Origin of the sequence: Bradyrhizobium sp. AUGA SZCCT0169 (genome assembly GCF_018130085.1) — a bacterium.
In the GTDB taxonomy this organism is placed as follows: Bacteria; Pseudomonadota; Alphaproteobacteria; order Rhizobiales; family Xanthobacteraceae; genus Bradyrhizobium.
Genome location: NZ_JAFCMC010000014.1, coordinates 49,289 through 74,986 on the forward strand (window position 1 = coordinate 49,289; position 25,698 = coordinate 74,986).

Below are 25,698 nucleotides of genomic sequence, written 5' to 3' on the forward strand. Positions count from 1 at the left end.
GGACAGATTGGCGCAGCGGCGTAGTGGTGTGCTTCTTTGCATGATTAGCGCACGAGCCTGCGGGTGCAGCGTGCACCCGGTATCCCCTGCGCTCTCATCGAGGATGATCGATTGCCAAAAATTCGGACATGTCGTGCCGCGAGAAGGCGGACGCACATCCAGTTGTCGTCACCCGCGAAGGCGGGTGATCCAGTATTCCAGAGACGTCAGCGATAGAACCGAGGAGCCGCGGCGTACTGGATACCCCGCATGCGCGGGGTATGACGGCGGAGGGGGACTCACGGCGACGTGAAAATGACGGCTTCAATGCGGGATTGACAATGACTGACCAGTCAGTCATATATAATCATGAGCAAAATACGCCCCAACACCCCACGCCCGACCAAGCCCGCCAAAAAGCGGGTTGTGAGCCGGGCTGCCGACGCCAGGACGCCAAAGGTGGTCTCGGCGAAGGTTGAGCCCTCAAAGCCCGCTTCGAACCGGGCCGAACGCGCCGCCGAGCGCCGCGAGGCCATTATCGAGGCGGCGATGGATGAATTCATCGCGCGAGGCTTTGCGGCCACAAGGCTCGACGACGTCGCCAAGCGGGCAGGCGTCGCCAAGGGCACGATCTACCTGCACTTCAAGGACAAGGAAGCGCTGTTCGAGGAATTGATCAGGACGGCGATCGTTCCGGTGGTCAACCGTCTTGCTACGGCGGGGCCGCCGCCGGCCGGTGCCTCGATCCGCGACATGGTGGAGAATTTCGCCCGGGCGTTCATCCATGACGTGGTGACGACGCGGCGCGGCGACATCGTGCGCCTGATCGTTGCCGAAGGGCCGCGATTCCCCGAAATCGCCGATTTCTACTACCGCGAAGTGGTCTCGAAGGGGATCGCCGGCATGCGCGCGCTGATCGAACTCGGCGTCATCAGGGGCGAAATCCAGCAGAAGGATTTGGCGCGCTTTCCGCAGATCCTGGTAGCGCCCGCCATCGTCGCGATCATCTGGCAAAGCCTGTTCAGCAAACACGCGCCACTCGATGCGAACGAGATGTTTCGCGTTCATCTCGATCTGATTTTTGGCGAGCGGAGGACGACATGACCTCGTCGCGGATAACGAGCCTTTTCGCCGCGCTCGTGCTGGCCGCCGTGCTGGCCGGCTGCAAGGAGCGCAAGGATCCCGGCTTTCAGGGTTGGGTCGAAGCCGACATGATCTTCGTCAGCCCCGACGAATCCGGGCGCGTGACCAAGCTCAGCGTGCGGGAGGGCGACGAGGTGAAACCCGGCATGCAGATTTATTCGGTCGATGACGATCTGCAGAAGGCCGATCTCAACCAGAACAATGCGACGCTGGCCAATGCCCAGCAGACCTATGACCGCGCGGCATCGTTAAGCAAGACCGGTTCGGGCACCCAGGCCAATCTCGACTCCGCGGTCTCGGCGCTGCGCGTGGCGGAAGCGCGCGTCAACACTTCGCAGACACGGCTGGCCCGGCGCAACGGTTTCGCGCCGGTCGCCGGCACCGTTCAGCAGATATATTTCCGCGAAGGCGAGATGGTGCCGGCGCAGCGGCCGGTGCTGTCGATCATGCCGCCCGGCAACATGAAGCTGCGTTTCTTCGTGCCGGAGACGCAATTGCCGAAGCTTGCGATCGGCGACGAGGTCAAGGTGACCTGCGACAATTGCGCGTCGGATCTTACCGCAAAGATCTATTTCATCGCGACGACGGCGGAATATACCCCGCCGGTCATCTACAGCCTCGATGAGCGCAACAAGCTCGTCTATTTGATCCAGGCGCGACCGAACAAGCCGGCCAGTCTGCGCGTCGGCCAGCCGATCAGCGTGTTCGTCAATGCGCCGATACCGGTGGCGGACAAGCGATGAATTCAGCCCCATCGACCGCGCCGGATATTGCCATCAATGTCGAGGGTCTGTCGAAATCGTTCGGCGGCCGAGCGGTCGTGCAAAACCTCTCGATGCAGGTCAAGCGCGGCTCGATCTATGGCTTCCTCGGCCCCAACGGCTCCGGCAAGACCACGACCATCCGCATGCTCTGCGGCCTGCTGACGCCGGATTCCGGTGAGGGCACCTGCCTCGGCTATGACATCCGCCGCGAGGCGGACAAGATCAAGCGCCAGGTCGGCTACATGACGCAGCGCTTCAGCCTGTATCAGGATCTCTCGGTACGCGAAAACCTGGAGTTCGTGGCGCGGCTCTATGGCCTGCCCAACGCGCGGCAAGCGGCGCGCGACATGATCCAGCGCATTGGCCTGAGCGGCCGCGAGGAGCAACTCGCGGGCGAATTGTCCGGCGGCTGGAAGCAGCGGCTGGCGCTCGGCGCCTGCACGCTGCCCAATCCGCAATTGCTGCTGCTGGACGAGCCGACCGCCGGTGTCGATCCCAAGGCGCGGCGCGATTTCTGGAACGAGATCCATGCGCTCGCAGCCGAAGGCCTGACGGTGCTGGTCTCCACCCACTACATGGACGAGGCCGAGCGCTGTCACGAGATCGCCTATATCGCCTACGGCAATCTGTTGGCGCATGGCACGGTCGACGAGGTGATCGCGCAATCGGCGCTGTCGACCTGGACGGTCACGGGCGACGATCTCAATGGTCTTGCCGCTGAACTGTCAGGCAAGCCCGGCGTCGACATGGTGGCGCCGTTCGGCACCAGCCTGCACGTTTCCGGCCGCGACAAGGCCGCACTCGAATCCAGCGTCGCGCCCTACAGGGACAACAGGGGGTGGAACTGGCAGCATGGAGATCCGTCGCTGGAAGACGTGTTCATCGACCTGATGAGCCGCTCAAAGGACAATTTCCAATGAGTACGACCGACACAAACAGCGCACGCCGCAATGTCCGGGAGCCGTCATTCGGTTTCTGGTGGCGCAGCTATGCGATGCTGGTGAAGGAATTCATCCAGCTCCGCCGCGACCGCGTTTCGTTCGCGATGATCGTGATGCTGCCGGTGATGCAGCTCGTGCTGTTCGGCTTTGCGATCAACACCACGCCGCGCCATCTGCCGACCGCGGTGTTGCTGCAGGAAGACAGCGACCTGGCGCGCTCGATTCTCAAGGCGATGGAGAATACCGCCTATTTCCGCTTTACCCATGAGGTCCACAGCGTCGCCGAGTTCGACGATCTCCTGCAATCGGGCAAGGTGCTGTTCGGCGTCGAAATCCCGCGCGGGTTTGAGCGCGCGGTGCGGCGCGGCGATCACCCGGCGCTGCTGGTCGCCGCCGATGCGACCGATCCGGTGGCAGCAGGCTCGGCGCTGGGCACGCTCAACGCCATCGTGCAGACCGCCCTGGCGCACGATCTGCACGCCGGCGATCCGCCATCGACTCCGTTCGAGATCCGCGCCCATGCGCGCTACAATCCGGCGGCGTCCTCGCGGCTCAACATCGTGCCCGGCCTGGTCGGCACCATCCTGACCATGACCATGCTGATCTTCACGGCGCTTTCGGTGACCCGTGAGATCGAGCGCGGCACGATGGAGAGCCTGCTGTCGATGCCGATCAAGCCGGTCGAGGTGATGTTCGGAAAGATCATCCCTTACGTGATCGTCGGCTTCGTTCAGGCAACGCTGATCATCGGCATCGGCGTGTTGTTGTTCGGCGTACCCATTCTCGGCAGCCTGGCCACGCTTGCGCTGCTGACGACGCTGTTCATCACCACCAATCTTGCGATCGGCTACACCTTCTCGACCATCGTGCAGAACCAATTGCAGGCGATGCAGCTGTCGATGATGTTCTTCCTGCCCAGCATTCTCTTGTCCGGCTTCATGTTTCCGTTCGCCGGCATGCCGAGATGGGCGCAATATATCGGCGAGTGCCTGCCGTTGACGCATTTCGTTCGCATCGTCCGCGCCATCATGCTGAAGGGCGCGACCATCCAGAATTTGCAGTACGACACCATTGCCCTCATTGCACTGATGCTTTTGGCGATGACGATCGCCGTGACCCGCTTCCGTCGCACGCTCGATTGATGCAATATAATTGATGTCATTCCGGGATGGTGCGCCAGCACCAGACCCGGAATCTCGAGATTCCGGGTTCGATGCTGCGCATCGCCCCGGAATGACAGGGTGGGGAAATGTTTGGTTTCTGGGGCAACACAAGCGAGAAGCCGGTGGTGTCGGCTGATTTTCAGCGCGCGCTGACGCAGCAGATCCTGCGCACCGAGTTGATCCGGATCAAGGCGCTGATCGGGACCACCGTCCTGATCGGGGTACTGATCCTCATTGTCCATGCCCTCGATCCCGATGCGATACAGAAGCTCTGGCATGGCCGCTTCGATCCGAGCGAGCTCTTCATCGTCCTGGTCCCGTTCGTTCTGTTTGAACTCTGGGTCCACTTTGTCATCACCCGGCACCTTGGCACGGACCATGACCTGCCGGTGTACCGGCGCTATATCGGTGCGCTGGTCGAAACCTCGATGCCGACGCTTGCTTTGGCGATGCATATCGACAGCATGGGTCCGGTGGACGCGCTCGGCTTCGCGGTGCCGCTGACCTATTTCATCTTCGTCATTCTCTCGACGCTGCGGCTGGATTTCTGGCTTTCGACCTTCACCGGATTCGTCGCGGCAGCCCAGTTGCTCGCCATGGCGATGCTCTACCATCGCGCCGGCAGCGCCGATCCGCCGCCGGACCTGTATTATCACTCGGTGCGCAGCGTCATCATCCTGATTTGCGGGATGCTGGCGGGCGCAGTCGGCGTTCAATTGCGCCGGCAGTTCGAAGCCAGCATTCTCGCCGCGACCGCGCGCGACCGCATCACCAACCTGTTCGGTCAGCACGTCTCGCCGCAGGTGGTCGAGCGGTTGATGGCCGAGGGTGCGGCGACCGGCAGCGAAGTCCGGCGTGTCGCGGTCATGTTCGTCGATTTTCGCAGTTTTACCGCGGGCGCCAGCACCCGCACCCCGCAGGAAGTGGTGGACCGCCTCGATGGTGCGTTTGCCGTGCTGGTCGACATCCTCGACCGCCACGGCGGGATCGTGAACAAGTTTCTCGGCGACGGCTTCCTGGCCCTGTTCGGCGCCCCGTTCGACGCGGGTAACGCCGCGCACCGCGCGGTGGCCGCCGCGCGCGAAATGCTTGAGGCGAACGAACGCGCCAACCAGGCGTCCAGCTGGCCGCTGCGCATCGGCATCGGCATTCACGTCGGCGAGGTCGTCGCCGGCAATATCGGCTCGCCGCGGCGCAAGGAATACACCGTGATCGGCGACACTGTGAATTTTGCAAGCCGGCTCGAGGCGCTGAACAAGGATTTCAATTCGCAGTTCCTGATCTCGGCGGCGGTTCACGACGCGCTCGGAGAGGAATGTCGCGATGCCGTCGCGCTCGGCGAGGTGCCGGTCAGAGGCTATGAGCGGCCAGTGACGGTCTGGAAAGTGGCATAGGAGAATATCAATGCAACGGCGTTACATCACCGTCGACGTGTTTACTGATCGCGCCTTCGGTGGCAATCCGCTTGCCGTGGTGCTCGACGCCGGCGGGCTTTCGACGGCGCAGATGCAGGCGATCGCCACCGAGTTCAATTATTCCGAGACCACCTTCGTGCTGCCGCCGGCCGACGGCGCCAATGACGCGCAGGTTCGTATCTTCACCGTGAACCGCGAGCTTCCGTTTGCCGGCCATCCCAATGTCGGAACCGCCTACGTGCTGGCGACGCAGGCCGCAAAACCGCCGGCGCGACTGCTGTTCGAGGAAGGGGCAGGCCTCGTCCCGGTCGAAATTGCGACCGAGCAGGGTAGGGTCGTCAGCACCGAATTCACGGCACCGCAGCCGCTGAAGCGGATGTCGCATCTTGGCGCCGAACAGGCGGCTTCCTGTCTGTCGCTGTCGGCGAGCGACGTGAAGGTTGATCGGCATCCGCCGCAGATCATCTCGGTCGGGCTGGCGTTCCTCGCCGTCGAACTCACCTCACGCGAGGCGCTGCGCCGCGCGAGGCCGAATGCGGAGGGATTCGCGAAGACCTTCCCGTGCGATGGCAGCGATGCGGTCTATTTCTATACGCGCGACGTGCCGCCTGGCGAAAAACCCTGCGAGTTGCAGGCGCGGATGTTTCATCCCGGCGCCAGCGGGCTTTCCGAGGATCCCGCCACCGGCAGCGCCACCGCCGCTTGCGCGGCGCTGCTCGCGGACATCGATCTGTTGAAAGATGGCGAATTGAAACTAACGATCGGCCAGGGCGTCGACATGGGGCGGCCGAGCCTGTTGCTGACGCGCGTGCGCAAGCAAAACGGCGCGGTTGCCTCCATCCATGTCGGCGGCGCCAGCGTGCAGATGATGGAAGGTACGTTCCGGCTGGCGGGCGAGGGGTGAGAGATTGGGCATCGCTTCGTCATTGCGAGCGGAGCGAAGCAATCCATAGTGCGGCATATGCGGATGGATGGATTGCTTCGTCGCTTCGCTCCTCGCAATGACGGCTAAGGTCATACTTGTTTGGCCGCCAGATTCTCCACCTTCACGCCGTCGCGATCTTCGATGATCTCGGCGATCCATTGCCGGTGGCACTGCTGATGGTCGCGCTCGTAGCAGAGAATGCAGACCGGACCGGACTTCTTCACCAGCGCCGACAATTCGTCGAGTTCTTCCTTGGCCTGCGTGGTCTTCAGATGCGCGGAATAGATTTTGTGCAATAGATCGAACTTGCCGCTGCGCGCCGCCTCGCGGCCGGTCTTCGGCGTACCCAGCCCCTTCAGATGCAGATAGGAAATGCCACGCTCGTCAAGGCCGGCCGCGAGCTGGTTCTTGGAAAAGCCGGGCCGCCGCGACGCGGCCACCGCGCGCACGTCGACCAGCAGCTTGACTCCGGCGCTTTCCAGCTCATCGAGCACGGCCTTCGCCGGCGTCTGCTCATAGCCGATGGTGAAGAGGCGATTCTTGCGTGCCATGTCGGTGTCCCGGCGCCGTTACGTCCCGACGTCAGGCTAAGTCACCCCGCAACGGATTTCCATAACCGCGGAGGTTATGCCGCAGCTGCCCGGCTGCCAGATGCGTTGCCGCCGGGGGCGCCATATCGCATAGTCGCGAAAACAGCGCCTGTTGATGGCCGGTTATATCGGGGGAAATACGATGCATGGATTTTGCCGCTCGCTGGCGTGGATGGCCGCAGTCGCGCTGCTGGTTTGCGGCGGCGCGGCGCGGGCGCAGGGCACCTATCCCGACCGGCCCGTGAAAATCATCGTCCCGATCGGTCCCGGCGGCAGCTACGATCTGGTCGGGCGGCAGATTGCCGACGTGCTTGCGAAACGCATGGGGCAGGGCTTCGTGGTCGAGAACAAGCCCGGCGCCGGCACCGTCGTCGGGACACAGGCCGCGAGCCAGAGCGAGCCGGACGGCTATACGCTTGTCGTCGGCGGGCTCTCCAACATGGCCTTTAATTCGGCGCTGTATTCCAAGCTCGGCTACGACCCACTGAAGGATTTTGTGCCGGTCGCGCTGGTCTACAAGTTCGGCTATGTGATGGTCGGCCGCAAGGATCTGCCGCAGCCCAAGCTGGCGGACATCGTCGCGGCGGCGAAAGCCAGTCCGGGCTCGATCTCGGTGGCGACCGCCGGCGTCGGCACCGGTCAGCAACTGGTAGCGGCGGCCTTCATGAAAGCTGCGGGCGTGAAGCTGCTGGAAGTGCCCTACAAAGGCTCGCCGCCGGCGTTCACCGATCTGCTGGCGGGCCGCATCGATCTGTTCTTCGACTCGATGGCGGCAGGCCTCCCCCATGTGCAGTCCGGGCAGGCGAAGGGCATCGCCGTGCTGGCGTCCAAACGCAGCCCGCTGGCGCCTGACGTGCCGACGATGTCGGAAGCCGGCGTTCCCGGGCTCGACGTCGATTCCTGGCTCGGAATCTTTGCGCCCGCCAAAACGCCGCCGGAGGTGATCGCAAAACTGCGCCGCGATATCCGCGCCTCGTTGCCCGATCTCAAGGAGCGCTTCGAGAAGAGCGGCGGCGAAGTCTGGGACCTGCCCGACGACAAGCTCAATGCCTTTGTCGCGTCCGAATACGAGACCTGGACCAAGCTGATCCGCGAGGCCGGCATCAAGCTCGACTGACGAGGAGGTTACTTCACCCGCTCGATCAACTCCATCGCGCCCGCGGGCGCGCGCACCTTGCCCTCGTGGATCACATAGGCAAAGACGTCGCGCGGCGTCTTCTTCGGCTTGGCTGCATCGACGCGTGGCAGGTCGTCGGGTTCACTGCCCGAAGCCCAGGCTTGAAACCGTTTCGCCCAGGCGTCGAGCTGTTTTGGCGGGTAGCAGGTCTTGAGTTCGTCCTTGCCCTTCTGCAGCCGCGCATAGACGAAATCGCTCGCGATGTCGGCAATACCAGGATATTTACCGTGCTCGGCGAACACGACGGGCGTTTCGAACTTTCGCAGCAGCGCGATGAAATCGGGCACGCAAAAACTGTCGTGGCGGACCTCGACCACGTGACGCAGCGCGCGGCCCTCGAGTTTGCGCGGCAAGAGTTCGAGGAACTTGCCGAAATCGGCTTCGTCGAATTTCTTGGTCGGCGCGAATTGCCACAGCACGGGGCCTAGCCGGTCGCCGAGCTCAAGCACGCCTGAATCATAGAACCGCTTCACGGAGTCGCCGGCTTCCGCCAGCACCCGCCTGTTGGTGGCGAAGCGCGGTCCCTTCAACGAGAACACGAAACCGTCGGGCACCTCACGCGCCCATTTGCGAAAACTCTCCGGCTTCTGCGAGCCGTAATAGGTGCCGTTGATCTCGATCGAGGTCAGCTTCGACGCAGCGTAGGACAACTCCTTCGCCTGCGTCAGCTTCTCTGGGTAAAACACACCGCGCCACGGCTCGAAGGTCCAGCCGCCGATGCCGATAAAAATGTTGCCGCTGGTTGCGGACGATTTTGCAGGTTTGCTCACCGGGGGCTCGTTACGAAGGAGGGATGATTGCGGGCCGATCTTAATCCAGATCGGCCCTAATTGGCCAGATTGCCGCAGGCAAAGATGCGTCGGAAGTGCGGGATAGAAGCCGGGCGCTGCGGCGCGATATATGGACACAGACGCCGGTTCGGCCGACAATCACGCAGAACTTGGCGCGCCAATTGCAGACCTTTGCAACGTAGCAGGCCGCAGGCCCAGGAACTTTTCCGTTCATATCGACGCAGGTTCGGAGTTGGCTACGAGCGGATACATGACAAGCAAGCATCAACCATCGCAACGAGAGACCAAGGGCGGCGGGCAAGCCCAGTTCGGGGCCTTGCTGATGACCGATGGTGGAACGCAACGGAGCGGGCCGCCGTCGCTGTTCCACGGCCTCACCGAGTCTGAAATCGCGCAGGTGTTGGGCTCCGGAAAACGAAAAGTGCTCTACCGCGGCGCCCAGCTGTTCAGCCAGGGCAGTCCGCAGGACGGCATCTTCCTGATCGAGAGCGGCCGCATCAAGGTGTTCTACATCGCCCCGTCGGGCCGCGAGATCACGCTCGCCTATTGGCACTCCGGCAATTTCGTCGGCGGCCCCGAGGTCTTCAAGCAAGGCCTGCACATCTGGTCGGGGGTCGCCGCCGTCAACAGTACCGTGCTGCATTTGCCGGGCGATATCCTGCGCCGGATGGTGCTCACGATCCCCGCGCTCGCGATCGGAATCATCGAGGGCCTGACTTTCAAGGGCCAGTGCTATTCGGCACTCGCCCAGATGCTCGGGACGCGCTCGCCGACCGAAAGGCTGGCGCAACTGCTGCTGCATCTGATGAACCTGTACGGCGTTGAGGAGCGCGAGGGGTCGTTGATTGCGGCGTCATTCACGCATGCCGATCTCGCGCACATGACCGGTGTGACGCGCCAATCCGTCACCATCAGCCTGAAGCGATTTACCGAGCTGGGAATCCTTCACGCGCACGGCTCAAACCTCGTCATCAAGGACGCGGATAGGCTGAGCGATATCCGCGACGGCAAGCTCGCCAAGGCCGCGGTCTCTGACGACATCTGAGGCGAGGGACCAAGCGAGTCCCGCGTCAAACCGCCGCTGATATCGGCGGGCCTCCAGACGCCTGGCGGGCTGAGTCCCGCTGGTTGCAATGACTAATTAATAGACATTTAGCCCGCCGGATAACCAAGACGGGCGCAAATTCTGTTCATTAATTGAGCATCCGCAAATTTCTTAGCAATAGGTTGCTGGTTCGAAGCGTTCGTCGTTTCGGATTCTGGGGAGGCCGTTCAGAACTTGCTGACCGGACGTAATCACGTCCGTGATGGATGCAAGCGAGTTAGCGGCAAATGACGCCTACCACTCCCTTCGTTAGCCACGCTTTTCGCGAACCGGGCCTTCGCGAACCGAAAGCCGTCCGCGCCGTCAGGATTGGTCTGATGGCATGTCGTTTGCACCATCAAGGTCATCAAGCCAGTCAGTCTGCTCAGCGCCGAGTAACCCTGCCGCCCTTCGCTGCGGCCGGGGGATTCAGCATGGGCCATGCAAGTCACACCGCACAGTTTGGTTCGAAAGGATTTGTCTCATGAGCATCGGCCCTGCGTCTAAACTCTCTGGCCTCCTTCCCTTGATCGCTGCGGCAGCCATCGCATTGGCGCCCGGACAGGCGAGCGCGCAGACGCTCGAGATCGGGATCGGCACACAGAATACGACGACCAACACCGTGACCGGCGGCGTCGTGCTGAAGGAGCTTGGACTCCTGGAGAAGCACCTGCCGAAGACCGGCAAGTACAAGGACATCCAGTACAAGCTGAGCTGGCAGAACGCTACTTCCGGTCCGCCGATCACCAACGGCATGATGGCCAACAACATCCAGATCGGCATGATGGGTGACTACCCGTTGATGGTGAATGGCGCCACCGGGCAGGCGACCAAGAACGAAACGCAGCTCGTCGCGATCATCGCCTATAACGCCTATGGCGGCGGCAATGGCATCGTCGTCCACAAGGACTCGCCGTTCTACGAACTCGCCGATCTCAAGGGCAAGAACGTGTCGGTGCCGTTCGGCTCCGCCGCGCACGGCATGATGCTCACCTCGCTGCAGAAGCGCGGCCTGCCGCCCGATTTCTGGAGCCTGGTTTCGCAATCGCCGGAAGTCGGCACCACCAATCTGCAGGAAAAGCGTATCGACGCGCATGGCGACTTCGTGCCGTTCGCCGAACTGCTGCCGTTCAAAGGCTTTGCCCGCAAGATCTATGACGGCGCCGAAACCAAGGTGCCGACCTTCCACGGCGTCGTCGTGCGCAAGGATTTCGGCGAGAAATATCCGGAGATCGTGGTGGCCTACATCAAGGCGTTGATGGAGGCGAACGACTGGATGCGCAAGAACCCGAAGTTTGCGGCCGAGAAGATCGAGGAGTGGACCAAGATCAACAAGGAAGTGATCTACATCTTCCTGGGTCCCGGCGGGGTGCACACGCTCGATGCGACCATAAAGCCGAAATGGGTGGAAGCTGTCGGCGCCAACTACGCGATCCTGCAGAAGCTCAACATGATCAAGGAACTGAACATCGGCGCCTGGGTCAACGACAGCTATGTACGGACGACCTACAAGGAACTAGGGCTCGATTACGACAAGCAGCTCGCGTCGTATGACACCTATAACGTCACCGGCACCGATCCGGTCTGCAACGCGCCGGTCAACAATCCCCTGCAAACCGGCGAGATCTGGATCCAGGGCGGCGACATCGTGCCGTTCAGCTCACCGGTCTGCACGCTGCTCGGCGTGAAGAAGTACGGCTCCGAAGGCAAGAAGTTCAACGCCGTCTATCTGGTCGACCGCGAGCTCGGCATCAAGGTGTTCGCCGACGCCGCGTTCTATTCGGTCGGCGGCCAGGATCCGAAGAAGCCGGATGTCGTGCCGTTCCTGCTCAAGAAGGATGCGGAAGCCTATGCGGCCAAGAATGGCGGCAAGCTTGCCACCTATGCCGAAGTCCTCGGCGCCATCAACCTGGGGCAGTAGGGGAATCCGATGGGCAGCACGGCAACAGCCAAGATTGTGGCGCTCCCTATGGTCGACAAGCACGCCGATCCTGAGCCGGTGGCGGCAGAGGTGAAGGCCTCCGCAGCCCAAATGTCCGCCGCGGAAATTCCGGTGCCGGAGCCGGAGCCGATCCCCACGGTCTCGCTGACCAAGGTGTTTCTGGGCCTGCTCGGATACGTGACCCGCGAGCGGATGGTCACGGCATTGCTTGCCTGCATCTCGATCGGGGCCCTGTTCCTGTTCTGGTATCTCGGCACCAAGTACAGGCTGGAATTCTACATCCGCTTCAAGAACGTTCCGACGCCCTATGAGGTGTATCAGCAGCTGACGCAGGTCGGGCTGTCGAACAAATACCTCTTCAATATCGCCATGAGCGTGCGACGCATTCTGCTCGGCTTCATGATCGCGACCATCATCGGAGTGCCGCTCGGGCTGGCGATCGGCAAGTACCAGCGCGTGCGTGACTTCTTCATGCCTGTCGTCGAGATCATGCGGCCGATTCCGGCGATCGCCTGGGTGCCGATGTCGATCATGCTGTGGCCGAACAACGAGGCCAGCATCGTCTTCATTACCTTTATCGGCGCGTTCTTTCCGATCCTGCTCAACACCATTCACGGGGTCCATTCACTGGATGGCGTGCTGGTACGGGCGGCGCGCTGTCTCGGCGCCAGCGAGATCCGGCTGTTCATGAACGTGATCTTGCCTGGCTCGCTGCCGCACATCTTCACCGGTCTTGCCGTCGGGATGGGCGTGGCCTGGGTCTCGCTGATCGCCGCCGAGATGATCTCGGGCCAGTTCGGCGTCGGCTACTTCACTTGGGAAGCCTACTCACTGGTGGACTATCCCGCGATCGTGCTCGGCATGATCACGATCGGTGTCCTTGGACTGGCGTGCAGCGGCATCATCCGGATGGTTGGCGTCCTCCTGATGCCCTGGCTCGCATTCGCACCCGGAGGCCGGCGATGAGCATGACCATGACTGAAGCCGAAACCCACAAGGGCTTCATCGACGTTCGCGATATGGGCGTGACGTTCGGTGCCAACGACAACAAGGTCGTCGCCGTCGATAGTGTCTCGCTCAACGTGCAGCCGGGCGAGTTCGTCTCGCTGATCGGGCCTTCCGGCTGCGGCAAGTCCACCTTGCTCAGCATCGTCGCCGGCTTCGTCAAGCCGACCCGCGGCGAGGCGTTGCTCGATGGCAAGGCGATCACCAAGCCCGGTTCAGACCGCGGCGTCGTGTTCCAGCAATACTCGCTGTTTCCGTGGCTGTCGGTTCGCAAGAATGTCGAGTTCGGCCTCAAGATGGCCGGGGTGGAGCAAAGCAAGCGCAACACCACGGCGCGGGCGCTGCTCGATCTGGCCGGGCTGCTCTCGTTCGAGAACCATTATCCGGACCAGCTGTCCGGCGGCATGAAGCAGCGTATCGGCATCGTCCGCGCGCTGGCGACCAGCCCGCAGGTTCTGCTGATGGACGAGCCGTTCGGCGCACTCGACACGCAGACGCGGGTCGTGATGCAGGAGATCCTCACCAACATCTGGCAGCAGTTCCGCATCTCGGTGCTGTTCATCACGCACGACATCGAGGAATCGATTTTCCTCTCCGACCGCATCTACGTCATGACCGCGCGGCCGGGCCGCATCAAGGCTGTCATCAAGGTGCCGCTGCCGCGGCCACGAACGGCCGAGATGACCGACACGCCGGAGTTCATGAACCTGGTGCAGGAGCTCAAGGGCCTGATCCGCGAAGAGTCGCTCGCCGCTATGGCGCCGGAGATCAAGGATCGAGGCCTATCTGGCTTTGGAATGAAAGTGGGACCGAAAGGAGTAGGCGAAATCTTCTGAAGTAACTTGAACGTCGCGGCCTGACAGGCGCGAACCCTAAAAATCGATCACAGCAATCAAGCACGGCCGCAAACAGGCGCGCGCGTCAACGATGACTCACGCCTGGCGTCCATCAAATCGGAGCATTCAATGGCAAAGAAACCAAACATTCTGTTTTTCCATGTCGACAATCTGGGCATGGGCGAACTCGGTTGCTACGGCGGCGGCATTCTGCGCGGCGCCGATACCAAGCGCATGGATCAGTTCGCAAAGGAAGGCGCGAAGCTGACGCACTACGTCGTCGAGCCGCAGTGCACGCCGACGCGTTCGGCGCTGATGACCGGCCGTTTCCCGATCCGCTCGGGCAACCACACCATCGCGCTCGGCGGCAATGGCGGCGGCATCGTCAAGTGGGAACGCACCATCGGCACCATCCTGTCGGATGCCGGCTATGCGACCTCGATCTACGGCAAATGGCACATCGGCGCCGAGGACGGCCGCTTCCCGACCGACCACGGCTTTGACGAATGGTACGGCCCCTTGCGCACCTATGACGAATGCATGTGGCTGACCGACCCGCATTACGTCGCGGAGCGCGACGGCTTCTCGCACATGCATGAAGGCGTCAAGGGCAAGGGTGCCTGGCCGCTGCTCGACGAGCAGCTCACCATGGAAACCAAGAAGACCTGCGACCTTGAGTACCAGAAGCGTGCCATCAAGTTCATGGAAAAGTCCGTCAAGGCGGACAAGCCGTTCTACTGCTACTTCAACCACTCGCTGATGCACTTCCCGATGAGCCCGCGCGACGAATTCGTCGGCAAGAGCACCAATGGCGACTGGGGCGATTGCCTCTTGATGCTGGACCATGATTTCGGCGTGCTGCTCGACAAGCTCGACGAACTCGGCGTTCGCGACAACACCATCGTCGTGATGTGCGGTGACAACGGCGCCGAGGACCACCTCGCCGGCCGCGGCACCGGCGGCTTCTTCGACGGCTCGTATTTCAGCTCGGCGGAAGGCGGCATTCGTACGCCGCTGTTGATCCGCTGGCCGGGCCACATCAAGCCGGGCACCGAAAGCAACGAGATGGTTCATGTCACCGACATGTTCACGACGCTGCTGTCCATGACCGGCTGCGAGGCACCTAAGGATCGGCTGATCGACGGCGTCGACCAGAGCGAGTTCTTCCTCGGCAAGAAGGAAACGTCGAACCGCGAGTCCTGCATCGTCTGGCTCAAGGACGAACTGCACGCCGTGAAGTGGAAGGACTTCAAGATCAACTTCAAGCGGCAGCAGCACTTCCATGATCCGGAGCTGGCGCTCGGATTTGCCCGCATCACGCATCTGAAGGAAGACCCGAAGGAGCGTGACGCCGTCAACCAGCGCTACGTTCGCTGGTGGGTGATGCAGCACGCACAGCGCATCATCCGCGACTTCGAGGAGAGCGCCAAGAAGGAGGAGCTGATTCCGCCAGGCGCGGCTCTCGATTTCGTGCCGAAGCAGCGCCAGAAGGCTTGAGGACGATGTCTGCACCGACGATAGCGGCCGACGTCGCGCAGGGTGCAGCCGGCAATCGCCGGGGAGCGGGCTGTTGCTCGCTCCCTGGCCAACCAAACACGGGCGTAACGCCTGACACAATCAACCGCGATTCCATGATCTGGATCCCGGGCGGCTCTTTCCTGATGGGCTCCAACAGCTTCTATCGGGAAGAACGCCCGGTGCGTCCCGCTTCCGTCGACGGTTTCTGGATTGACACCTATCCCGTCACCAACGCCGAGTTTCAAGAATTCGTCGAGGCGACCGGATACGTCACCTATTCCGAACGCCCGCCGAACCCTTCGATGTATCCCGACGCCGATCCGCAAATGCTGGTGCCGGGCTCGCTGGTGTTCAAGAAGCCCGATCGTCCGGTGAACCTGCGCAACAACCTCGCCTGGTGGGAATACAGGCCCGGCGCCGACTGGCGGCATCCGCAGGGGCCGGAGAGTACGATCGCAGGCTGCGAAAATCATCCGGTCGTGCATGTCGCTTATGAGGACGCGCTCGCTTATGCGGCGTGGGCCGGCAAGGAGCTTCCGACCGAGGCGGAGTGGGAATTCGCCGCGCGCGGCGGTTTGGAAGGCAAGGCCTATCCCTGGGGCGATGCCTCCAATCCGGACGGGCAGTTCATGGCCAATACCTGGCAGGGCCATTTCCCTTACCAGAATTCGGCCGACGACGGTTACGAGGGCACGTCGCCGGTCGATGCGTTTCCGGCCAACGGCTACGGCCTGTTTGACATGGTCGGCAACACCTGGGAGTGGACGTCGAGCCCGTATGGCGCCGAGCAGGAGCAGCAACAGGAATCGTGCTGCCATCCGAAGCCCGGTGACGACAAATCCGTGCGCCGCGTGGTGAAGGGCGGTTCGCATCTGTGCGCGCCGAATTATTGCCTGCGCTACCGGCCGTCGGCGCGCCAAGGCGAAACCGTCGATTCCTCCACCTGTCATATCGGCTTCCGCTGCGTCGTGCGTCAACCGCCGGGCACCTGACGAGAATCCTTTCGCGACCGGCAAGGCCGGAGCACCGCCAAACATCTTTCGGAAGTTTCCCATGCAAGCCGCCAGCACCACGACCAACGCACAACTCCAGTTTGAAGACTCGCCTTCGATCGGCGCGGTGCTGCGTGCGCCCAACCTTTTCGTCCGCGAGTCGCTGGCCGGCATGGTCACCGCGTTGGCCCTGATTCCGGAGGTGATCTCGTTCTCCTTTGTCTCCGGTGTCGATCCCAAGGTGGCGCTGGTCTCTTCTATCGTGCTGTGCCTGGTGATGTCGGCGCTCGGTGGCCGACCTGCGATGGTCACGGCGGCGGCAGGCTCGATCGCGCTGGTGATCGGTCCGATGGTGAAGGTGCATGGCGTCGGCTACATCCTGCCGACCATCCTTTTTGCCGGCATCATCCAGATCGTCTTCGGGCTTGCCGGACTGGCACGGGTGATGCGCTTCGTTCCGCGTTCGGTGATGATCGGTTTTGTGAATGCGCTCGGCATTTTGATCTTCGCCGCACAGGTGCCTCACATCTTCAATGTGCCTTGGCTGGTCTATCCGCTGTTCGCGCTGACGATCGCCGTTGTCCTCATCATGCCCCGCTTCACTACGGCCGTGCCGGCGCCGCTGGTCGCCATCATCGTCGTGACCGCGATCGTGATGGTGGGGCATCTGACCGTACCCAATGTAGGCGGCGAGGGCGCCATGGCGCCGGGACTGCCGGGCCTTACGGCGTTTATCGTGCCACTCAACCTTCAGACGCTCAGCATCATCTGGCCGACCGCGCTCAGCGTCGCCTTTGTCGGCCTGCTGGAGACGCTGCTGACGGCCAAGCTGGTCGACGACCTGACCGACACCCGCTCGCACAAGGGCAAGGAGTCCTGGGCGCTCGGCGTCGCCAATATCGCGGCCGGGTTCTATGGTGGCATCGGCGGATGCGCGATGATCGCCCAGACCGTGGTCAACGTGAAGATCGGGCAGGGCCGCACCAGGATATCGACGGCGGTCGCCGCGATCGTGCTACTGGTGCTGGTCACCGCGCTGAGCGACCTGATGGCGCAAATTCCGATGGTGGCGCTCGCTGCCGTCATGATGATCGCAGCCCTCAAGACCATCGATTGGCACAGCATCCGGCCTACGACGCTGAGGCGCATGCCGACCCCGGAAACGCTGGTGATGGTCCTGACCGTTGCCGTCACGGTTGCCACCGGCAATCTCGCGATCGGGATCGCTGTCGGGGTGTTGCTGGCGATGGTGTTGTTCGCGCGCCGGGTCGCCCATGTCATCCGGGCCGACCGCACGCTCAGCGAAGACGGCCTTTCGGTTCGCTATCACGTCCATGGGCCGCTGTTCTTCGGCAGCAGCAACGACCTCGTCGAGCGCTTCTCCTACGGCGCGGATCCCAAGCGCGTCATGATCGATCTCACTTATTCCCAGATCTGGGACGCTTCGAGCGTCGCGGCGCTGGATTCGATTGAAACCAAATACCGCGACCATGGCGCGTCAGTCACGTTCGTTGGGCTCGACCAGCGCAGCTCCTTGTTCCACGAGCGGCTGACCGGCCAGCTCGGCGCCTGAATTTCGGAACGCGGAACGAGAAGGAGCTTCCGATGATGATCTTCCAATGGCTGTCGACATTCGTCCGCAGGATGATGCGAAACTGGTCCGGCCGCTATCGGCCGGAGCGGCATTACATGCGCGGGGCCGGGCCGGCGTCAAAGCGAAGCGCGCACCACGGCACAAGCTCCTGATATGCGTTGATCGCGGATTCGGCACCTTCTCCGACAGCTCGTACTCCGACCAGCCAAATCAATCGTGATTGGCCAATTCGCTGAATCCGTGCTGTGCACGCTTGTCTCGATCAGGGATCGGGCTACGCAAAACAAGAATGGAGAAAAGGATGCGCATCCTGATCGCCGCATTGGTCGTGATGACGAGTTTCCCTGTTCTCGCCGACGAAGTTGGTGAGGCGCGCAAATTGGCGGTTTCGGGGCGTGACGCCTACTGGAACTGCTTGGCCCGCGAGTATCCGCGGGAGAGCAACAAGAACATGCCGGAACAGGAATTTGGCGCCTTGATCGCAGCTGCCTGTGCGTCAGAGCGGCAGAATTTCCGGGTGGCGCTGGTCGGCTTTCTCGCGATCCAGTCCCCGGACAAGGATGCGGGCGCGAACCTGACGACGGCCAACGATGCCATCGCCTTCGCCCAGAAGGACATCGTGACGGCGTTCGCAAGGCGCAAAGCCGCGTCGAGGTAGCCAAGGCGGCTTTCGCCAGCCTATTCCACCATTCCGGCCTTCCGTGATATTGATTCCCGATCAGACGGGGGATTGTCGGGTATGAATTCTGAGTCGATAGCCGGTATCTTGGGTGCCATTGTCGCCTCGATCGTTTTGGTGGTTGCGATCGCCTATGGGCCGATCGGGCAGTTTGGCAAGCCGGCGCCGAAGCCCGCCGCCGTCCAGCAACCGTCCCAGATGGCGCCCGCGGCGCCCGCACCACGGGGACCGGTGATCCGGGAAGTGCCGAATTAACTGACGCAGGGCGAGGGGTTAGGCCACCCCTTGCGGAAGGCCCCTGGCATCCCTATCTTGCTCCTAACGGCGACGTTGAGCCTTAAGAAGCTCCGGCGCTGGGACGACCATGAATAGGTTGGCTGCGCCGGATGTACGCGCGCCCTCTGTTCGTGGTCGTTGGCATTTTGGGGGTCTTTTTGGCCCGTTTTCCCCGTCCAGAAACCCGGTCCCGCGCCCCTGCTTTGGCGGCGGATTCGATTGCTGGCGCCGTCTTTCGTGGCGCTGGCGGCGCCGTTGGTGGTGCTGGCGGCGCCATTACTAGTGCTGGCGGCGCCTTGGCATCCCCAGCGGCTGCGGATATACGCTGGCCCCATGAATCAAGCCATCAAACCGGGCCCCGAAAACCCGTCGCAGGCCGCCGGTTTGCCTCAGCTTTCGGTGGTCGTCCCTACCTTTAACGAGCGCGACAACGTCACCGTCCTCTACCGGCGGCTGGACGCGACCCTCAAGGACATCCCCTGGGAAGTCGTGTTTGTCGACGACAATTCCCCTGACGGCACCTGGGAAGTGGTGCGCGGCCTGGCGCAGAAGGATCCCCGCGTCCGCTGCATCCGCCGGATCGGGCGGCGCGGCCTGTCGGGGGCGTGCATCGAGGGCATTCTCGCCGCCAGCGCGCCCTATGCGGCTGTCATCGACGCCGATCTGCAGCACGACGAGGCCCAGCTGCCGAAGATGGTGGGCCTCTTGCAACGTGGCGAGGCCGAGCTTGTGGTCGGCAGCCGCTACGTCGAGGGCGGCAGCGCCGACAGTTTCAACAAGGGACGCGCCGGCATCAGCGCGCTCGCGACCGAAGTTGCACGGCGCGTGCTCAAGGTCGAGATCGCCGATCCCATGAGCGGCTTCTTCATGATCCGCCGCGACCGCTTCGAGCAACTGGCGCCACAGCTTTCGATCCAGGGCTTCAAGATCCTGCTCGATATCGTCGCGACCGCGCAGGGCAAGCTGCGCACGGTCGAGGTTCCCTTTACCTTCGGCTCGCGCCAGCACGGCGAGAGCAAGCTCGATTCGATGGTGGCGCTGGATTTCCTGGGTCTGGTGCTGGCCAAGTTCACTCACGACGTGGTCTCGCTGCGCTTTCTCTTGTTCGCGATGGTCGGCTCGATCGGCCTCATCGTGCATCTCGCGGCGCTGTTCATCGCGAACCAGCTCTTCAACATGCCATTTGCGGAGTCGCAGGCCGTCGGCGCACTGGTGGCGATGACCAGCAATTTCATCCTGAACAATTTTCTCACCTATCGCGATCAACGCCTGAAGGGCTTTGCCATCCTGCGCGGCCTGCTGCTGTTTTACCTCGTCTGCAGCGTCGGCCTGTTCGCCAATGTCGGCGTCGCGTTCTCGGTCTACGACCAGGAGCCGATCTGGTGGCTGGCGGGAGCGGCGGGCGCGCTGATGGGCGTGGTCTGGAACTACGCGATGTCCGGACTGTTCGTCTGGCGCAAGCGATGATCCAAAAATGAATCCGAACGAGGCGCGGCTTGTCCTCAACACGGTTCTGACGATCCTGGCGCTGGTCGCGGTACGGCTGGTAGCCGCCGCCTACACGCCGATCACCTTCGACGAAGCCTATTACTGGATGTGGTCGAAGCATCTGGCCGGCGGCTATTACGACCATCCGCCGATGGTGGCATTGGTGATCCGCCTCGGCACCATGATTGCGGGCGACACCGAACTCGGCGTCCGTCTGGTCTCGATCCTCTTGGCATTGCCGATGAGCTGGGCGGTGTACCAGACCGCGGCCGTGTTGTTCGGCGGCAGGCGGGTGGCGACGACGTCGGCGATCCTGCTCAACGTCACGCTGATGGCCGCGGTCGGCACCATGATCGTCACGCCGGATGCGCCGCTCCTGGTCGCCTCGAGCTTCGTGCTGTTTTCGCTGGCCAAGGTGCTTCAGACCGGACGCGGTACGTGGTGGCTGGCGGTCGGTCTCGCCACGGGCGCTGCGCTGTTGTCGAAATACACCGCGCTGTTCTTCGGCCCCGCGATCCTGATCTGGCTGGTGGTGGTTCCGAAACTGCGGCGCTGGCTGATCTCGCCATGGCCCTATCTCGGCGGCCTCGTCGCACTCCTGATGTTTTCGCCGGTCATGCTGTGGAACGCCGATCATCACTGGGTGTCTTTCATCAAGCAGATGGGCCGGGCGCGGATCGAGGATTTCAAGCCGGCCTTCATCGCCGAACTGATTCCGACGCAGATCGCGTTCGCGACGCCGCTGGTATGGATCCTCGGCGCGATGGGTCTGTATGCACTGTTTCAGCGCCGCGCCGGCGCGCTGCCGGCGCGCGTGCTGGTCAGCACCATGTTCTGGACCATCGTCGCCTATTTCGTCTGGCATTCGCTGCACGCCCGCGTCGAGGCCAACTGGTTCGCGCCGGTCTATCCGGCGTTTGTGGTCGCGGCGGCGTATGCAGCCCATCTGGTGCCATGGGAAAAGCGCGAGCAGCGCACCGTCAATTTCTGCCTGCGCTGGGCGGCGCCGACAGGCATCGTAATGTTTGCGCTGCTGATCGTGCAGGCCAACACCGGCATGCTCTCGGGTTATCGCCGCGACGCCACGGTGCGAAGCGTCGGCGTCGGCTGGCGCGAAATCGCAGGCGAGATCGAAGCGGTGCGGGCGCGCGCGGGCGCATCCTGCGTGCTCGCGCCGGATTACGGCACCACCGGCTGGCTTGCGTTCTATCTGCCGAAGGGAACTTGCGTTGCGCAGCAAAGCCAGCGCATCCGCTGGGTCAACATGCCCGAGCCGACGGCGGCGCAGCTCGGCGGCAAGCAGCTGTATGTTCGCGAGGCCTTGCCCGGCGTTCATCCGTTGAAGGACGAGTTCGCCCGCGTCGAAAGGGTTGGCGAGGTCACACGCAGGCGCGGCCCGCTCGTGGTCGAGACCTACGCGCTCGATCTGCTGGAGGGACCGAAGGGGGATGTGCTCGACCGATCCCCGCCGCCGGAACTGGCGTTGGAAACCAGCATTTTGCCGGCTTGGTTGCGCCGAAAATAGTCCGACGGTCATGTCGGAACGGCCGCATTGGGATCGTCTTGTAGGGAACCCAGCACGCCGTCCAACCGTGAGGTCATGTCCATGTCCGGTTCCAACCTGAAACCCGCCGCTGAACTCGCGCGCGGCAATACCGCGCGCATTCCCAACGAAAGCGCTGAATATCGCCGTGCCCGCGAGCAATTGCTCGCTGAGGAAATCGAACTCCGCCGTCACATCGAGCGCGTCGCCGAAATGCGCCGCGCGTTGCCGCCCGGCGGTGAGGTGACGAAGACCTATTCGTTCGTCGGCGAAGGCGGCAAAGCCACGCTGCCTGATCTGTTCGGCAATAAGCAGACGCTTGTGATTTACAGTTACATGTTCGGGCCGCAACGCGAGCAGCCGTGTCCGATGTGCACGTCGTTCATGGCCACGTGGGCAGCCAAGCTGCAAGATGTCGAGCAACGCATCGCGTTTGTGTTCGTCGCGCGCTCGCCGATCGCACGATTGATCGAAGCGAAGAAGGCGCGCGGCTGGACACAGCACAGGATCTATTCCGATCCGTCTGGCGATTACACCCGCGATTACGTCAGCGCCGCAGATGCCGATATGCCGGGCTATAACGTGTTCACGCGCCGCGACGGCATCATCCGTCATTTCTTGTCCGGCGAAATGGGGCAGGGTACCGCCGACCCCGGCCAGGATCCGCGTGGGGCACCCGACCTCGATCCGCTGTGGGCCCTTCTGGACACCACGCCTGAAGGCCGCGACAAGGACTGGTATCCGCGCTTGAGCTATTGAAGGCGGGCTTTGCGAGCCGAAGTGAACGCCATGCTGACGGCGGGCCGCGTCCTATCAAAGCATCGCTGCCGATGAACCTAAGCGGGTTTTGGTGCGACGACCTATGCTCGGTGTAAGGTATGGCCGGCGACGTCCGGCAACCGTGGAAGAGGAAGATGCAATGCGGCTCGATCCCTATCAGGAGCGTGCAAGGGCCCTGGCGGTCGAAGCCGGGCTCGATCCCGATGCGAAGATCGATCGCCCCGGTCAGCGGCCGATCCCGGTCTGGTGCACGTTCCGCGACGCTGCCCGCAAGGCACAATTCACGGCGCAGGCCGCGCAATACCAGAACAGCCCGCTCAAGATTCTTCGGCCGGCACGAGGATGCCACGATCGCGCAGATGCGAAACTGCATGGCGGTCGGCAATGCCGTGGCCGGTGTGATCTGCGCGGACGGTCACCTGGGATATGCCCAGCCGGTCGGCGGCGTCATCGCCTATGAAAAGCAGATCAGCATCTCCGGCGTCGGCTTCGACATCGGCTGCGGCAACATGGCGGTGCGTCTCGATACGCCGTTCAGCCGGATCGAAAGCCATGTCGGCACGATCATCAAGGACGTGCACAGGACGATTTCCTTTGGCGTCGGGCGGACCAACGAGGAGCGCGTCGAGCACGAGCTGTTCGACGACGGCGATGCCTGGCGCGAATCCGACATGGGCGCGTATCGGCAGAAGGCGGTGTCGCAGCTCGGCACCGTCGGATCCGGCAACCACTATGTCGACCTGATGCGCGACGAAGCCGGTTTTGTCTGGATCGGCGTTCACTTCGGCAGCCGCGGTCTCGGCCACACCAGTGCGACCCGCTACCTCAAGGCTGCGGGCGGCAAGGATGGCATGAATGTGCCGCCGGCTGTTATCGACGAGGACAGCGAGATCGGACGACGCTACATTGCGGCCATGCAACTGGCCGGGCGCTATTCCTATGCCGGCCGGGAGTGGGTGATTGAGCGCGTGCGCAAGATCATCGGCGGCAACGTCACCGACATGGTTCATAACCATCACAATTACGCCTGGCGCGAAAATCACGCGGGTAAGGATTTGTGGGTTGTGCGCAAGGGCGCGACGCCGGCCTTTCCGGGACAGCGCGGCTTCATCGGCGGATCGATGGGAGATGACGCCGTCATCGTCGAAGGCGTCGATGGCCCCGAAGCGAAGGCGTCGCTCTACTCGACGGTTCACGGCGCGGGCCGGATGTTCGGCCGCAGGGAAGCCAAGCGCAGGTTCACGCGCGTCGAGATGGATGCGTGGCTGCAGTCGCGCGGCGTGACATTGATCGGCGCCGATCTCGACGAAAGCCCGATGGCCTATCGAAGGTTGCCGGAGGTGCTTGCCGAGCATGCCGGCTCGATCAAGGTGCAGCACACGCTGCGTCCGTTCGCCGTCGTCATGGCGGGCGAGAACGAATTCGATCCGTTCAAGGATTGATTGCCAAAATGGGACACCCGGCCGACGGCCGGATGTCCCGATCGCAGGGCAACCCCGCATGTTTACGGGCTGATTTGCGCATAACTTCCAATGATTTGCGCATGCCTTACATCTGCCCGCGTTTAATCTGCATTTAACTAAAACTCGCCTTAATGACGCTCCGTGTCTTTGCGAGATGCTGCCTGGGAACCTTTCGGGCGCGGCACCAAACAGGGACTTAGTAGAGTTGTTCTGGACGCAAGGCGAATGAGTACGAGTACCGGCGCGTTTGGCCTTGCGGCCCACAACCGCAAGAAATCTTCCCGGAAAGCCATTCCTCAGCATTTCCTCGGCGGCGTCGCGATCGCAGCCGTGGTGCTCGGCTGCGCCTGGACCGTTTACAGCAATATTTTCGCCTCCAGCATCTATCCCTCGGTCAACAGCGCGGCGTTCGATCCGCCCGTCGTCAAAAGCTCCACGATTGTCGCGTCGCGTCCGGCGCGGCCCGCCTTCAACGACGTGTTCGAGTCGCTGCCGCAGCCAGCCCCGAAAATTTCCGCGCCCGAGACCGTCTCTCCTTTGATTATGTTTAACGAAAGGTTTGCAGCCTCGGCGCCACAAGGCCAGGCGTCCAGGGCGATCGAAGCCACGCAAGTGGCGGAGGTCTCGCCGCCGGTCGATGTGAAGAAGACTGAAGCGCCTAAACTTGCCGAAGCGCCGAAGCCGAAGGAAGCCGCTTCGCCGGCACCGACCCAGGTCGCGTTGAACGTTCCGGCTCCGGCGACCAAGCAGGCTGAAGCCAAACCCGCCGCGAAGGAATCCGGGGCTTCGGTCCGCGACATGGCGCAGCGCGCCAAGGCGGCGGTGATGTCGATTGCGTCCAACGACAAGCCGAGCATGGTCGAGAAATTGTGGGGCAAGCAGCCCGCGCATGGCGGGTTGTTGGCCTACGCTTCCGCCGACGCCAGCGTCACCGGTAGCATTCCCGATACCCGTTCGCAGAATCCGATGCTGGGCGGATCGCCGCCCTACGACAAGCAGACCGCGGTCTACGACATCGCGGCGAAGAAGGTCTATCTGCCGGATGGCACCGTTCTCGAGGCGCATTCGGGCCTCGGCGCCAAGATGGACGATGTGCGCTATGCGCATGTGCGGATGCAGGGCGTGACGCCGCCGCATATCTATGACCTGAAGCCGCGCGAGGCGTTGTTCCATGGCGTGCCGGCGCTGCGACTGACGCCGATCGGCGGGCAGGACAAGATCTTCAACCGTGACGGCCTCCTGGCACACACCTACATGCTCGGCGCCCGCGGCGATTCCAATGGCTGCGTTTCCTTCAAGGACTATTACGCGTTCCTGAACGCGTACCGGAACCAGGGCATCCGGCGTCTTGCGGTGCTTGCCAGGATTCAGTGACGTCGCTCGTCGTCCCTCCGAACGCAGGGACCCATACCCCGCAGCGATCATTGTTGCAGAAGGTATCCATCGCTGGCGATCCTAACCGATCGGCCGTGGATGGGTCTCCGGGCGCGGCCTTAGGCCCACCGAAGAATGTGATTTTCGTAACAGTGCGACCGCCGCCGATCGATCATCGTTCCTATCACCGAGGCACTGGTGCATCGGTATCATTCAACCCAAGGTAGGAGGCGTAA

The 25,698-nt window shown here is 62.6% G+C and carries 23 protein-coding genes; 21 read left to right on the forward strand and 2 right to left on the reverse strand.

The features are described 5' to 3' along the window. Positions 1–348: 348 nt before the first annotated feature. From JQ609_RS17790 to JQ609_RS17815, 6 genes are all read left to right on the forward strand, one after another. Positions 349–1,083, forward strand: coding sequence for a TetR/AcrR family transcriptional regulator (locus JQ609_RS17790; RefSeq protein ID WP_212204640.1), 735 nt, complete (start codon positions 349–351; stop codon positions 1,081–1,083). Further along, the gene (locus tag JQ609_RS17795) at positions 1,080–1,865 is read left to right on the forward strand and encodes an HlyD family secretion protein (RefSeq protein ID WP_212274363.1); all 786 of its coding nucleotides are present in this window, start codon (positions 1,080–1,082) and stop codon (positions 1,863–1,865) included. Before JQ609_RS17790 ends, JQ609_RS17795 begins: the two co-directional genes overlap by 4 nt. Beyond that, a complete protein-coding gene (locus tag JQ609_RS17800; RefSeq protein WP_212274364.1) occupies positions 1,862–2,806 on the forward strand; it encodes an ABC transporter ATP-binding protein in 945 nt (314 codons plus the stop codon). The genes JQ609_RS17795 and JQ609_RS17800 overlap by 4 nt, the downstream gene beginning before the upstream one ends. Then, a complete protein-coding gene (locus tag JQ609_RS17805; protein WP_212274365.1) occupies positions 2,803–3,969 on the forward strand; it encodes an ABC transporter permease in 1,167 nt (388 codons plus the stop codon). The genes JQ609_RS17800 and JQ609_RS17805 overlap by 4 nt, the downstream gene beginning before the upstream one ends. A 107-nt stretch (positions 3,970–4,076) precedes the next feature. Beyond that, positions 4,077–5,384: an adenylate/guanylate cyclase domain-containing protein gene (locus JQ609_RS17810; RefSeq protein WP_212204663.1), complete on the forward strand. Its 1,308-nt coding sequence runs from the start codon at positions 4,077–4,079 to the stop codon at positions 5,382–5,384. Positions 5,385–5,394: 10 nt separating this feature from the next. Beyond that, a complete protein-coding gene (locus JQ609_RS17815; RefSeq protein ID WP_212274366.1) occupies positions 5,395–6,309 on the forward strand; it encodes a PhzF family phenazine biosynthesis protein in 915 nt (304 codons plus the stop codon). A 110-nt stretch (positions 6,310–6,419) separates the two neighbouring features. Here JQ609_RS17815 and JQ609_RS17820 read toward each other — a convergent pair whose 3' ends face one another. Beyond that, positions 6,420–6,881 carry a DUF488 family protein gene (locus JQ609_RS17820; protein WP_212204669.1) on the reverse strand — a complete coding sequence of 154 codons (462 nt, stop codon included), beginning with the start codon at positions 6,879–6,881 and terminating at the stop codon, positions 6,420–6,422. Between the two features lie 181 nt (positions 6,882–7,062). Here JQ609_RS17820 and JQ609_RS17825 point away from each other — a divergent pair, with 181 nt between their 5' ends. Beyond that, entirely contained in the window at positions 7,063–8,037 is a 975-nt protein-coding gene (locus JQ609_RS17825; protein WP_212274367.1) for a tripartite tricarboxylate transporter substrate binding protein, read from the forward strand. Positions 8,038–8,045: 8 nt separating this feature from the next. Here JQ609_RS17825 and JQ609_RS17830 read toward each other — a convergent pair whose 3' ends face one another. Further along, a complete protein-coding gene (locus JQ609_RS17830) occupies positions 8,046–8,867 on the reverse strand; it encodes a DUF72 domain-containing protein (protein ID WP_212274368.1) in 822 nt (273 codons plus the stop codon). A 343-nt stretch (positions 8,868–9,210) separates the two neighbouring features. Between JQ609_RS17830 and JQ609_RS17835 the strand changes: the two genes are divergently transcribed. From JQ609_RS17835 to JQ609_RS17900, 14 genes are all read left to right on the forward strand, one after another. Then, positions 9,211–9,933 carry a Crp/Fnr family transcriptional regulator gene (locus JQ609_RS17835; protein ID WP_249119479.1) on the forward strand — a complete coding sequence of 241 codons (723 nt, stop codon included), beginning with the start codon at positions 9,211–9,213 and terminating at the stop codon, positions 9,931–9,933. A gap of 523 nt (positions 9,934–10,456) precedes the next feature. Beyond that, on the forward strand, positions 10,457–11,893 hold the full coding sequence (locus JQ609_RS17840; protein ID WP_212204681.1) for an ABC transporter substrate-binding protein: 1,437 nt from the start codon (positions 10,457–10,459) through the stop codon (positions 11,891–11,893). A 9-nt stretch (positions 11,894–11,902) separates the two neighbouring features. Continuing rightward, positions 11,903–12,880: an ABC transporter permease gene (locus tag JQ609_RS17845; protein ID WP_249128125.1), complete on the forward strand. Its 978-nt coding sequence runs from the start codon at positions 11,903–11,905 to the stop codon at positions 12,878–12,880. A gap of 2 nt (positions 12,881–12,882) precedes the next feature. Continuing rightward, the gene (locus tag JQ609_RS17850; RefSeq protein WP_249128126.1) at positions 12,883–13,755 is read left to right on the forward strand and encodes an ABC transporter ATP-binding protein; all 873 of its coding nucleotides are present in this window, start codon (positions 12,883–12,885) and stop codon (positions 13,753–13,755) included. A 129-nt stretch (positions 13,756–13,884) separates the two neighbouring features. Beyond that, entirely contained in the window at positions 13,885–15,252 is a 1,368-nt protein-coding gene (locus JQ609_RS17855; protein ID WP_249128127.1) for an arylsulfatase, read from the forward strand. 134 nt (positions 15,253–15,386) lie between these two features. Further along, positions 15,387–16,265, forward strand: coding sequence for a formylglycine-generating enzyme family protein (locus JQ609_RS17860; RefSeq protein ID WP_212274370.1), 879 nt, complete (start codon positions 15,387–15,389; stop codon positions 16,263–16,265). Positions 16,266–16,326: 61 nt separating this feature from the next. Beyond that, positions 16,327–17,838, forward strand: a complete 1,512-nt coding sequence (locus JQ609_RS17865) for a SulP family inorganic anion transporter (RefSeq protein ID WP_212274371.1) — start codon at positions 16,327–16,329, stop codon at positions 17,836–17,838. A 322-nt stretch (positions 17,839–18,160) separates the two neighbouring features. Then, the gene (locus JQ609_RS17870; RefSeq protein ID WP_212274372.1) at positions 18,161–18,517 is read left to right on the forward strand and encodes a hypothetical protein; all 357 of its coding nucleotides are present in this window, start codon (positions 18,161–18,163) and stop codon (positions 18,515–18,517) included. An 81-nt stretch (positions 18,518–18,598) separates the two neighbouring features. Next, positions 18,599–18,793 (forward strand): hypothetical protein, encoded by a 195-nt coding sequence (locus tag JQ609_RS17875; RefSeq protein ID WP_192734088.1) that lies wholly within the window; start codon positions 18,599–18,601, stop codon positions 18,791–18,793. Positions 18,794–19,147: 354 nt separating this feature from the next. Next, the gene (locus tag JQ609_RS17880; RefSeq protein WP_212204691.1) at positions 19,148–20,281 is read left to right on the forward strand and encodes a glycosyltransferase family 2 protein; all 1,134 of its coding nucleotides are present in this window, start codon (positions 19,148–19,150) and stop codon (positions 20,279–20,281) included. 7 nt (positions 20,282–20,288) lie between these two features. Then, positions 20,289–21,827: a glycosyltransferase family 39 protein gene (locus JQ609_RS17885; RefSeq protein ID WP_212274373.1), complete on the forward strand. Its 1,539-nt coding sequence runs from the start codon at positions 20,289–20,291 to the stop codon at positions 21,825–21,827. An 81-nt stretch (positions 21,828–21,908) separates the two neighbouring features. After that, on the forward strand, positions 21,909–22,604 hold the full coding sequence (locus JQ609_RS17890) for a DUF899 family protein (RefSeq protein WP_409411184.1): 696 nt from the start codon (positions 21,909–21,911) through the stop codon (positions 22,602–22,604). Positions 22,605–22,996: 392 nt separating this feature from the next. Next, complete coding sequence (locus tag JQ609_RS17895; protein WP_249128128.1) at positions 22,997–24,067, forward strand: RtcB family protein; 1,071 nt, start codon at positions 22,997–22,999, stop codon at positions 24,065–24,067. A gap of 246 nt (positions 24,068–24,313) precedes the next feature. Beyond that, a complete protein-coding gene (locus JQ609_RS17900) occupies positions 24,314–25,462 on the forward strand; it encodes a DUF2778 domain-containing protein (protein ID WP_212274375.1) in 1,149 nt (382 codons plus the stop codon). Positions 25,463–25,698 lie beyond the last annotated feature (236 nt).

What these genes read in the sequence shown, in the direction of transcription:
- JQ609_RS17790 (WP_212204640.1), top strand. Translation starts at nt 349, where the DNA reads ATGAGCAAAATACGCCCCAACACCCCACGCCCGACCAAGCCCGCCAAA.
- JQ609_RS17795 (WP_212274363.1), top strand. Translation starts at nt 1,080, where the DNA reads ATGACCTCGTCGCGGATAACGAGCCTTTTCGCCGCGCTCGTGCTGGCC.
- JQ609_RS17800 (WP_212274364.1), top strand. Translation starts at nt 1,862, where the DNA reads ATGAATTCAGCCCCATCGACCGCGCCGGATATTGCCATCAATGTCGAG.
- JQ609_RS17805 (WP_212274365.1), top strand. Translation starts at nt 2,803, where the DNA reads ATGAGTACGACCGACACAAACAGCGCACGCCGCAATGTCCGGGAGCCG.
- JQ609_RS17810 (WP_212204663.1), top strand. Translation starts at nt 4,077, where the DNA reads ATGTTTGGTTTCTGGGGCAACACAAGCGAGAAGCCGGTGGTGTCGGCT.
- JQ609_RS17815 (WP_212274366.1), top strand. Translation starts at nt 5,395, where the DNA reads ATGCAACGGCGTTACATCACCGTCGACGTGTTTACTGATCGCGCCTTC.
- JQ609_RS17820 (WP_212204669.1), bottom strand. Translation starts at nt 6,881, where the DNA reads ATGGCACGCAAGAATCGCCTCTTCACCATCGGCTATGAGCAGACGCCG.
- JQ609_RS17825 (WP_212274367.1), top strand. Translation starts at nt 7,063, where the DNA reads ATGCATGGATTTTGCCGCTCGCTGGCGTGGATGGCCGCAGTCGCGCTG.
- JQ609_RS17835 (WP_249119479.1), top strand. Translation starts at nt 9,211, where the DNA reads ATGACCGATGGTGGAACGCAACGGAGCGGGCCGCCGTCGCTGTTCCAC.
- JQ609_RS17840 (WP_212204681.1), top strand. Translation starts at nt 10,457, where the DNA reads ATGAGCATCGGCCCTGCGTCTAAACTCTCTGGCCTCCTTCCCTTGATC.
- JQ609_RS17845 (WP_249128125.1), top strand. Translation starts at nt 11,903, where the DNA reads ATGGGCAGCACGGCAACAGCCAAGATTGTGGCGCTCCCTATGGTCGAC.
- JQ609_RS17850 (WP_249128126.1), top strand. Translation starts at nt 12,883, where the DNA reads ATGACCATGACTGAAGCCGAAACCCACAAGGGCTTCATCGACGTTCGC.
- JQ609_RS17855 (WP_249128127.1), top strand. Translation starts at nt 13,885, where the DNA reads ATGGCAAAGAAACCAAACATTCTGTTTTTCCATGTCGACAATCTGGGC.
- JQ609_RS17860 (WP_212274370.1), top strand. Translation starts at nt 15,387, where the DNA reads ATGATCTGGATCCCGGGCGGCTCTTTCCTGATGGGCTCCAACAGCTTC.
- JQ609_RS17865 (WP_212274371.1), top strand. Translation starts at nt 16,327, where the DNA reads ATGCAAGCCGCCAGCACCACGACCAACGCACAACTCCAGTTTGAAGAC.
- JQ609_RS17870 (WP_212274372.1), top strand. Translation starts at nt 18,161, where the DNA reads ATGCGCATCCTGATCGCCGCATTGGTCGTGATGACGAGTTTCCCTGTT.
- JQ609_RS17875 (WP_192734088.1), top strand. Translation starts at nt 18,599, where the DNA reads ATGAATTCTGAGTCGATAGCCGGTATCTTGGGTGCCATTGTCGCCTCG.
- JQ609_RS17880 (WP_212204691.1), top strand. Translation starts at nt 19,148, where the DNA reads ATGAATCAAGCCATCAAACCGGGCCCCGAAAACCCGTCGCAGGCCGCC.
- JQ609_RS17885 (WP_212274373.1), top strand. Translation starts at nt 20,289, where the DNA reads ATGAATCCGAACGAGGCGCGGCTTGTCCTCAACACGGTTCTGACGATC.
- JQ609_RS17890 (WP_409411184.1), top strand. Translation starts at nt 21,909, where the DNA reads ATGTCCGGTTCCAACCTGAAACCCGCCGCTGAACTCGCGCGCGGCAAT.
- JQ609_RS17895 (WP_249128128.1), top strand. Translation starts at nt 22,997, where the DNA reads ATGGCGGTCGGCAATGCCGTGGCCGGTGTGATCTGCGCGGACGGTCAC.
- JQ609_RS17900 (WP_212274375.1), top strand. Translation starts at nt 24,314, where the DNA reads ATGAGTACGAGTACCGGCGCGTTTGGCCTTGCGGCCCACAACCGCAAG.